This window comes from Pyxidicoccus caerfyrddinensis, from assembly GCF_010894405.1.
In the GTDB taxonomy this organism is placed as follows: domain Bacteria; phylum Myxococcota; class Myxococcia; order Myxococcales; family Myxococcaceae; genus Myxococcus; species Myxococcus caerfyrddinensis.
This window is the reverse complement of record NZ_JAAIYA010000015.1, coordinates 247,354-256,577: the sequence shown is the minus strand read 5'-3', so window position 1 is coordinate 256,577 and position 9,224 is coordinate 247,354. Positions and strand designations below refer to the sequence as shown.

At 70.2% G+C, this 9,224-nt stretch carries 10 protein-coding genes; 6 read left to right on the top strand and 4 right to left on the bottom strand.

The features are described from left to right. Window positions 1-166 precede the first annotated feature (166 nt). Window positions 167-889, top strand: coding sequence for an RNA methyltransferase (locus G4D86_RS32285; RefSeq protein WP_163997932.1), 723 nt, complete (start codon window positions 167-169; stop codon window positions 887-889). Here G4D86_RS32285 and G4D86_RS32280 read toward each other — a convergent pair. Together G4D86_RS32280 and G4D86_RS32275 are read right to left on the bottom strand one after the other, a co-directional pair. Then, window positions 886-1,137, bottom strand: coding sequence for a hypothetical protein (locus tag G4D86_RS32280; RefSeq protein ID WP_163997931.1), 252 nt, complete (start codon window positions 1,135-1,137; stop codon window positions 886-888). The genes G4D86_RS32285 and G4D86_RS32280 overlap by 4 nt on opposite strands. Before the next feature lie 128 nt (window positions 1,138-1,265). Further along, a complete protein-coding gene (locus tag G4D86_RS32275) occupies window positions 1,266-2,258 on the bottom strand; it encodes a DUF1028 domain-containing protein (protein WP_163997930.1) in 993 nt (330 codons plus the stop codon). A 141-nt stretch (window positions 2,259-2,399) separates the two neighbouring features. Here G4D86_RS32275 and G4D86_RS32270 point away from each other — a divergent pair, with 141 nt between their 5' ends. From G4D86_RS32270 to sthA, 4 genes are all read left to right on the top strand, one after another. Beyond that, window positions 2,400-2,615, top strand: coding sequence for a hypothetical protein (locus G4D86_RS32270; protein ID WP_240360589.1), 216 nt, complete (start codon window positions 2,400-2,402; stop codon window positions 2,613-2,615). Between the two features lie 40 nt (window positions 2,616-2,655). Further along, a complete protein-coding gene (locus tag G4D86_RS32265; RefSeq protein WP_163997929.1) occupies window positions 2,656-3,459 on the top strand; it encodes a pseudouridine synthase in 804 nt (267 codons plus the stop codon). 200 nt (window positions 3,460-3,659) lie between these two features. After that, window positions 3,660-4,667: a dienelactone hydrolase family protein gene (locus tag G4D86_RS32260; RefSeq protein WP_163997928.1), complete on the top strand. Its 1,008-nt coding sequence runs from the start codon at window positions 3,660-3,662 to the stop codon at window positions 4,665-4,667. A gap of 38 nt (window positions 4,668-4,705) precedes the next feature. Continuing rightward, window positions 4,706-6,112 (top strand): Si-specific NAD(P)(+) transhydrogenase, encoded by a 1,407-nt coding sequence (gene sthA, locus G4D86_RS32255; RefSeq protein ID WP_163997927.1) that lies wholly within the window; start codon window positions 4,706-4,708, stop codon window positions 6,110-6,112. A gap of 5 nt (window positions 6,113-6,117) precedes the next feature. On the opposite strand, the gene G4D86_RS32250 is transcribed toward sthA, so the two are convergent. Both G4D86_RS32250 and G4D86_RS32245 read right to left on the bottom strand, forming a co-directional pair. Beyond that, window positions 6,118-6,459 (bottom strand): hypothetical protein, encoded by a 342-nt coding sequence (locus G4D86_RS32250; protein WP_205519906.1) that lies wholly within the window; start codon window positions 6,457-6,459, stop codon window positions 6,118-6,120. Window positions 6,460-6,517: 58 nt separating this feature from the next. Then, a complete protein-coding gene (locus G4D86_RS32245) occupies window positions 6,518-6,880 on the bottom strand; it encodes a nuclear transport factor 2 family protein (protein ID WP_163997926.1) in 363 nt (120 codons plus the stop codon). Window positions 6,881-7,093: 213 nt separating this feature from the next. Between G4D86_RS32245 and fusA the strand changes: the two genes are divergently transcribed. Further along, a complete protein-coding gene (gene fusA / locus G4D86_RS32240) occupies window positions 7,094-9,208 on the top strand; it encodes an elongation factor G (protein ID WP_163997925.1) in 2,115 nt (704 codons plus the stop codon). Window positions 9,209-9,224 lie beyond the last annotated feature (16 nt).

Genomic DNA, 9,224 nt, shown 5'->3' with positions numbered 1-9,224 from the left:
GCGTCCCCCATGCGTCACCGGGCCCGCAGGGTGTCCGGTGGACCACAGTGTTGCCGTGGCCTCGGACACCCGCGAAGACGTCGATGGCGAGAGGCTATAGGAGGCGACAGGGCTCACGGTCAACGAGAGAGGAGCCGAATCGCGAAGGCGCTAAGGTGCGCGCCCCATGGTGCTGCCCGTCCGTTTCGTCCTCATGCGCCCGCGCAACGCGGAGAACCTCGGCGCCGCCGCGCGCGCCCTGAAGAACTGCGGCCTGTCCGACTGGGTCTGGGTGACGCCGGAGGTGGAAGATCTGGGCCCGGCGCGCCGGCTCGCCGTCCATGCCGAAGACGTGCTGGACGCCGCGCGCCGCGAGGACACGCTGGAGGCCGCCGTGGCCGACTGCGTGTGGGTGGTGGGCACCAGTTCGCGGAAGGTGGAGGGGAAGCGCCGCCTGCCACCGCGCGCCGTGGGTGAGGAGCTCGTCGCGCGCGCACCGCAGGGGCCGGTGGCCATCGTCTTTGGAGACGAGCGCAGCGGACTCACCAACGCGGAGGTGGAGCGATGCCACGACCTCTCCGCCGTCCCCACCGCGCCCGAGCAGCCCTCCATCAACCTGGCGCAGGCGGTGCTGCTCTACGCCTACGAGGTGCGCGTGGCGACACTGGAGGCCAGCCCGCCGCCCCCGGCCCCGCTTCCGGCCGCGGCCACGGACGCGGAGCTGGCACAGGTGGAGTCCGCGCTCGACACGATGCTCGGCGCGGGAGGCTTCCTCGTGGACGAGCAGCCGGGTCGCACCGCGGTGCGGGACTTGTTCGCACCGCTGCGCCGCTCACGGCTGACACGGAAGGAGGCGCGGCTCTGGCTCGCCGCGCTCCACACCGTGCGCAAGAAGCTGACGCCGGGCTAGACGTGGCGGGGCGTGCGCGGACCGCGACCAGCGCCAGTTCCCGGCCCCGGAGGTGGCCCACGCCGCTTGCGGGAGATGAGCAACGCGCTCCAGGCGAAGGCGAGCGCCGCCAGCGCGAGCAGCACCACCCAGAACCAGAACGTGGGGCTGCGGGAGGCTTCCTGCTCGATGGGGCCCGGAAGAGGCGCCTGGGCGAGCGCGACAACGGGGGTGAGCAGCGTGAGCAACGGGGCCAGGGACGTGCGCATGGTCATCCTCTCCGGGGGAACGTCTCCATCCCGGCGGATGTCCACAAGCGCACGGCCCCGTCGTCCGAGCCGGTGACAGAGGCGGGCACTGGGACCGCCCGCCTCCCCGGTCGTCCTGCGTCCGCGAGCTACTTCGCGGGCTTCCCACCCGTCAGCCGCTGGAGGAGCTTCGGGTCATCCGGGAGCAGGCCCGCCTTGGGCAGCCGGAGGAGGAGCTCGCGCCAGCGCGGGTCGGCCTTGTACGTGCGCTGCAGCAGCGGCAGGGCCTCGTCCACGCGGCCCACGCCGACCAGCGAGATGGCGTGCCAGAACACCATCTCCGCGTTGTCCGGCACCAGCTTCTCCGCCGAGGCGTAGGCCTTCAGCGCGCCGTCGGTGTCCTTGCGCTCAATCGCGAGGTCGCCCTCGTTCATGAAGTTGTAGGCGCGCTGGAGGGTGACGAGCCGGCGCAGTTCCTTGAGGGGCTCGGCGGCATCGTCCACGCGCAGGTCGAACTTCCGGTCCATCCACGGGCGGCCGGAGGGCTTCGCGGACACGACGATGAGCGCGGCGGACTGCTTGCCACGGATGTCCCCGCCCTGTGCTTGCGCGGCCTCGAGCGCGGCCAGCATGCGCTCTGACAGGTCTCCCTTCGACTCGCGGTAGGCCTTCGCCATGGCGGGCCACACGGTGTCCTTCTCCATCATGTTGGCCTGGACGGAGAAGCCCTCGCCGACGATGTGGCCGGCGGCGGCGATGCAGCTGTCTCCGGTGTGGGCGGCGACACGGCCCTGGGCGTCAATCATCCCCACCTGCCGCACGTTGCTGGCGCTGTCGGCGGCGAGCAGGCCCTTCAATGCATCCGGAGCGGCGCGGCCCGCGCGCATCAACTCCAGGCCCAGCTTGCCGTAGGACGGGTCCACGAAGGACTGGGTGGCGATGGCGCCCACGCCGGCCTCGGCCCAGGGGACGGTGGAGCCCACGGAGAACCAGTGTGACTGCACGGCGACGCCCAGCTCTCCCGTCGCCGGGTCCCTGGCGACGATGGAGTACGTGTGCACGGGACGGCGGGGAACCGCGGCCGGCTCGGCGGCCAGGGCGGGCAGCGCGAGCAGGACGAGGCAGGCGGCAAGACGCGACATGGAACCTCCGCGGCGGGGGGCCTGGAGGGTGAGCGAGCAGGCGTCCGTCCGCAAGGCCCAAGGCGCCACGAGCCGGAGGCATGCCTACCTTCCCGGGGTCGCCAGCGACTGGCGACACGCGCCCAGGAGGGGAAGACCCGCATGGACCACATGCCCTACGAGTCGATGGAGATTGGTGGCGAGGAGCCCGGCCGCGGCAGTCAGCGCCAGGCCCCATCGGAGGACGAGCCGAAGCGCACGCCGAGGACGGCGGAGGGTGGCGGGCTCGATGAGCAGCGCCGGATGCCCCAGGAAGAGCCCGGGAAGACGCCCGGCTCCGCCGAGGGTGAGGACCCGGACCGGATGGCGCGCAAGTAGCGCTGTGCCGCCCGGCCCGGGCAGGTACAGTGCCGCGCCCATGCCTCGCAAGCCCGACAAGCCGAAGATACCGACGCACAAGCGCTGGGAGGGCAAGGAGAAGCCGGACTGGCTTTCGCGCGCTCTCTCCCGGGCCGGCGTGTTGCCCCAGGAAGAGGCGGAACACGCCATCGCCGCCGGCCGCGTCAGCATCAACGGCCGCGTGGCGAAGATGGCGCTCACCCCCGTGCCCCCGGGCTCGGTGGTGAAGGTGGACGGCCTGGTGGTGCAACTGGGCGCGCCGGCCACGCGCGTGCTCGCCTTCCACAAGCCCGCGGGCGTGCTGTCCTCCACCGCGCGCCAGCACCGCACCGGCACCGTGTTCGAGGTGCTGCTGCCCCAGCTCCCACCGGAGCTGGCCGGCTACACGTGGCACGCGGTGGGCCGGCTGGATGTGGAGTCCACGGGCCTGCTGCTCTTCACCAACGACGACAAGCTGGTGGCCCACGCGACGTCTCCGGACACGCGCCTGCCCAAGCGCTACGTGGCCACGGTGTTCAGCACCGCGAGCGACGAGAAGGTGGAGCCCCTGCGCAAGGGAATGACGCTCGACGACGGGCCCGCGCGTCCCGCGAAGGTGGTGGTCCGCGACGAGCACACCGTCGAGGTCACCATCACCGAGGGCCGCAACCACCAGGTGAAGCGGATGCTCGGCGCCGTGGGCCTGCCCGTGCGAGCGCTCCACCGCGAGGCCGTGGGCGACATCGTGCTGGACGACCTCCCCGAGGGCACCTTCCGCCTCCTCACCGATGAGGAGGTCCGTGAGGGCCTGAAGTACGAAGGACGCGGCGCGGCGGAGTCTTGAGCCGCACGAAGCTTGCGGATTGGGTCGAATCGCACTGAGTTGAAGGCCGGGCCGCCCTGACGGCGCGCCCCCACCGAGGCGTTCCCCATGACCCGGCTTCGCCCCCTGCTGCTCACGCTCGTCGTCGCCCTGCCCGCCCTCGCGGCGGAGCCCCCGCGCCCGCGGCCCTCTTCTTCCAGTACGGCCGCTCCGACGCCTGGGTGAGCTACGCCGAGGCCCGCGCCTACATCGACGCGGCCAAAGAGCCCAAGCTCTTCAAGTTCTACGAGGGCGCCCACGAGCTGAGCGAGGCCGCGCGACGAGACCGCGCCCAGTGGCTCCGCGCGCACCTGGGCTTCGGCGGAGTCCCCGGCTACGGCATGCCCGTCATCGCCAATCCCGCCGCGCCGGAATTGAAGGGCGCGCCCCTTCCCGAGTGGGCGAAGCTGCGGCCCGTCCTCTCCATGCCCGGCATGGAGGAGGTGCAGGCGCGCCGCGGCCTCACGTACGCGCGCGCGGGGGGCCGCGAGTACAAGCTGGACCTCTACATCCCCGACGTCGCCTCCCGCGAGCCCGTGCCCGTGGTGGTGCTCGTCCACGGCCTGCTGCACCCGGCCCTCGCGCCCCACGTCCGGGAGCTGCCCGCCTTCTCCGGACAGGCGCGCTGGCTCGCGGCGCTTGGCTACGCGGTGGCGGTGCCCGAGCTGGGCTCTCCCGCCACCGGCCCCGCCCAGGAGCAGTGGCTGACGGACGTGCCGGCCCTGCGGCAGCGCGTGGAGGCCACGCTCGCCTTCCTCCGCAAGGAGTCCACCGCGAACCGCCTGGACACGAGCCGGATGTGCCTCTTGGCCATGTCCGGAGGCGGCCTGGGGGGCGTGACGCCCGCGCTGAAGAAGCAGCCGCCCGCGGGGCTGAAGTGCGTGGCGGCCTGGTACCCCATGCTCGACGCGCCGGGCCTGCCGAAGGGCACGGGCGCCCGCGAGGCGCTGGGGGCCGTGGACGCGAAGAAGCTGCCGCCGCTGCTGGTGGTGCGCGCCGGCCGGGACGCGCCGGAGCTCAACGCCACCCTGGACGCCTTCGTCCAGGACGCGAAGGGCCGGGGCGCGCCCATCACCCTGGTGGAAGTGCCGGAAGGCCACCACGCCTTCGACCTGGTGGACGACGTGGAGCCCTCGCGCGAGGCCATGCGACAGACAGCGCTCTTCTTCGAGCAATACCTCACGCCGTGACTTCAAAGCACTCCCGGGCTCGTTTAGGGTCGCCGCCCATGGCGGACTTCGACCTGGTGGTCATCGGATGCGGCCCCGCGGGAGAGTGGGGCGCGGTGCAGGCGGCGCTGGGGGGCAAGCGCGTGGTGGTGGTGGAGCGCGAGCCCGTGCTGGGTGGCACGGCGGCCAACACCGGCACCCTCCCCTCCAAGACGCTGCGCGAGACGGCGCTCCACCTCTCCGGCCTCAAGGCCCGTGGCCTCTACAGCGTGGAGACCACGCTGCGCCACGAGGCCACCGTCTCCGACTTCCTCTACCGCGAGCGCCGCGTGAAGGGCATGGAGCGCGAGCGCATCCTCCAGAACCTTCAGCGCCACGGCGTGCAGGTGGTGCGCGGCACCGGCTCGTTCGCGGACACGCACACCGTGCTGGTGCGGAGCCAGGACGGAACGGAGCGCCGGCTCACCGGCGACTTCATCCTCGTGGCCACCGGCTCCGCCCCGTACCGGCCGCCGCAGTACCCCTTCGGCGACCCGCGGGTGCACGACTCGGATGAAATCCTCGACATCGGCCGCCTGCCGCGCTCGCTGGTGGTGGTGGGCGCGGGCGTCATCGGCTGCGAGTACGCGTGCATGTTCGCCGCGCTCGGCATCCCCGTGACGTTGGTGGATTTGAAGCACGAGGTCCTGCCCTTCCTCGACGACGAAATCTCCGCGCTGCTCGGACAGCGCATGGTGGCGCTCGGCATCCGCCTGCGCTTCGGACAGAACGTGAACACGGTGGAGGTGCCTCCGAGCCAGGACGAGCCCATCCGCCTGACGCTCTCCACCGGCGAGGTGGTGGACACGGACCAGGTGCTGGTGGCGTCCGGCCGCACCGCCAACACCACGGGCCTGGGGCTGGAGGCGCTGGGCGTGAAGCTGAGCAAGCGCGGCCACGTGGAGGTGGGCCCGGACTTCCAGACGGTCGTCCCGCACGTCTACGCGGTGGGCGACGTCATCGGCTTCCCCGCGCTGGCCTCCACCTCCATGGACCAGGCGCGCATCGCCGTGGAGCACGCCTTCGACCTGACCAGCGCGCGCACCCTGGCGCCGGTGCTGCCGTACGGCATCTACACCATCCCCGAGGTGTCCATGGCCGGGGAGACGGAGGAGAGCCTGCGCGAGAAGGAGGTGCCCTACGTCGTCGGCCGCGCCGCCTTCTCCAGCAACCCGCGCGGGCAAATCATCGGAGAGATGCACGGCCTGCTGAAGCTGCTCTTCCACCGGGAGAGCCTCAAGCTGCTGGGCGTGCACGTGCTGGGCGAGCAGGCCACGGAGCTGGTGCACATCGGCCTCACGGCCCTGCTCACCGGCTCCGGCGCACGCCTCTTCGTGGAGACGTGCTTCAACTACCCCACGCTGTCGGAGGCCTACAAGACGGCCACCTTCGACGCGCTGGACTACCTGAAGCGCGTGGGCGACTGACGCTTTTAGCGCGTGCCCTTGAGGCTGCCCACCGTGAGGCCCGCGGACGTGGGCGCCACGCGGTGCACGCTGTCCGCCGAGGCGCGCGCCAGCGGCGGCGCCCCCGTGCGGCCCGAGGCCGTGGTGGACGTCGGTGCCGCCGCGCGTCCCCCGGCGCCGCCGAGCAGCTCCTTGATGCGCTGCCAGCGGACCTTCTCCTCCGCCATCAGCCGCGTGAGCTCCTCGCGGGCCGCGGCGTCCTGGAGCTCGGCGGCGGCGGCGGCCACCTTGTCCATGAAGGGCAACAGGTAGCCGAAGTCCCTGTCGAAGGTGCTGGTGGGGGCGCTGGAGCTGGGGTTCTTCGCCACGGCCGTCCTCCTCGTCGTCACGTCACCCTAGCCCAACCCCTCCCGCCCGTGCGGCCTCTCAGCCGTGGTAGACGCGCGAGGCGACAATCCGCCCCCCGCGCACGTCCAGCACCTCGGCCACCGGCATGGGGGCCTCCCCCGGGGCGTGGCGCAGGTACTCCATGAAGACACGGTCCTGATCCGCGGTGAGGGCCGTCTCCTCGTAGCGAAGCCCGGGCAGCCGGGCGATGGCCTCCCGCCACCACTTCGCCAGCGCCGGGCGGCCAATCAGGCGGCCACCCGTCTCCGGATGGAGCACCCGAATCTTCGGGGAGGTGTGGGTGCAGTCCTCCGCGTAGAGCGCCACCAGGGCGTCCACGTCGTGGGAGTTGAAAGCGTGCAGCCAGGCTCTTGCGAGGGAGAAGTTTTCGGACGCGCTCATGGTTAGGAGACCTCGGAAAGCATTGCCCGGTCGATTCCAGCAGCGACCCGGGCCTCATCTATATAGAAGGTGGGACACACGCCTGGTAGGCGGAGGTGGGTGTAGGCAAGCCCACCGTCATGCGGATTTGGCTGGAAACTCAGTCCTGTGGGAAGTAAGGGCCCCGCCTGCTCTGTTCCCTCAGGCACTTTTCAAATCAAGAAGGACCGGATCGTGGCCGCCAACGTACCCATCGAGAAGATTCGCAACATCGGTATCTCCGCCCATATCGACTCGGGCAAGACGACGCTCTCCGAGCGCATCCTGTTCTATACGGGCCGGATCCATGAGATCCACGAAGTCCGCGGCAAGGACGGCGTGGGCGCGATCATGGACTCGATGGACCTGGAGCGTGAGAAGGGCATCACCATCCAGTCCGCCGCCACGTTCGCGATGTGGGGCGAGCACAACATCAACCTCATCGACACCCCGGGACACGTGGACTTCACCATCGAGGTGGAGCGCTCCCTGCGCGTCCTCGACGGTGCCATCCTCGTGCTCTGCTCGGTGTCCGGCGTGCAGTCCCAGTCCATCACCGTGGACCGGCAGATGAAGCGCTACCGCGTTCCGCGCATCGCGTTCGTCAACAAGATGGACCGCGCCGGCGCGAACTATGACCGCGTGGCCGCGCAGCTGAAGGAGAAGCTGAACCACCACCCGGTGAAGCTGCAGTTCCCCATCGGCGCGGAGGACCGCTTCAAGGGCCTCATCGACCTGGTCACCATGAAGGCGTTCTACTTCGACGGTGAGAACGGCGAGAACGTGCGCGAGGAAGAGATTCCCGCGGACATGCTCGAGGAAGCCAAGACGCGCCGCCAGCAGATGATTGAAGGCGTGGCCGAGGTGGACGACCAGCTCGGTGAGCTGTTCCTGGCCGACTCCTCCATCACCAACGAGCAGATCGCCGCCGCCATCCGCCGGGCCACCATCGCCCTGAAGATGACGCCGGTCATGTGCGGCTCCGCCTACAAGAACAAGGGCGTGCAGCTGCTGCTCAACGCCGTGTGTGGCTACCTCCCGAACCCCAAGGAGGCGACCAACGAGGCGCTGGACCAGAAGAACAACGAGGCGAAGGTCATCCTCGAGTCGGACCCGGAGAAGCCGTTCGTGGGTCTGGCGTTCAAGCTGGAGGATGGGCGCTACGGGCAGCTGACGTACATGCGCATCTACCAGGGCCGGGTGGCGAAGGGCGACTTCATCGTCAACCAGGCGAACCAGAAGAAGGTCAAGGTGCCGCGCATCGTGCGCATGCACTCCAGCCAGATGAACGACATCAACGATGCCACGGCGGGCGACATCGTCGCGCTGTTCGGCATCGAGTGCGCCTCCGGCGACACGTTCACCGACGGCACCGTGAGCTACACGATGACGTCCATGCACGTGCCGGACGCCGTCATCTCGCTCGCCGTGTCCCCCAAGGACCGCGGCGCGCTGGCCAACTTCTCCAAGGCGCTCAACCGGTTCACCAAGGAAGACCCCACCTTCCGCGTGCACCGCGATGAAGAGTCCGGGCAGACCATCATCCGCGGCATGGGTGAGCTGCACCTGGAGATCTACATCGAGCGCATGAAGCGCGAGTACAACTGCGAGGTCCAGGCCGGTAAGCCGCAGGTGGCGTACCGTGAGACCATCAGCCAGAAGGGCGAGTTCGCCTACACGCACAAGAAGCAGACCGGCGGTTCCGGTCAGTTCGCGCGCGTGTGCGGCTACCTCGAGCCGCTGCCCTCGGACGCGGTGCAGCAGTACGAGTTCGTGGATGACATCGTCGGCGGCTCCATCCCCCGCGAGTACATCCCGGCCTGCGACAAGGGCTTCACCGAGGCCGTGAAGAAGGGCAGCCTCATCGGCTTCCCCGTGGTGGGTGTGCGCGTGGTCATCAACGACGGCGCCTTCCACGCGGTGGACTCGTCCGAAATGGCGTTCAAGACGGCCGCCATCATGGGCTTCCGCGAGGGCTACGCCGCCGCCAAGCCCATCATCCTCGAGCCGATGATGAAGGTGGAGGTCCAGGCTCCCGAGGACTTCCAGGGCTCGGTGGTGGGGCAGTTGAACCAGCGCCGTGGCACCATCCTCAACACGGAGACCGCCGAGGGCTACGTGACGGCGGTGGCCGAGGTGCCGCTGAACACCATGTTCGGCTACTCCACGGACCTGCGCTCGGCTACCCAGGGCAAGGGCGAGTTCACGATGGAGTTCGCCCGCTACACCCCGGTGCCCCGCAACGAGTCCGAGGCCCTGATGGCCGCGTACAAGGAGCGGCTGGCCGCGGAGCAGGCGGCCCGCAAGTAGTCCACGCATCCGCCGC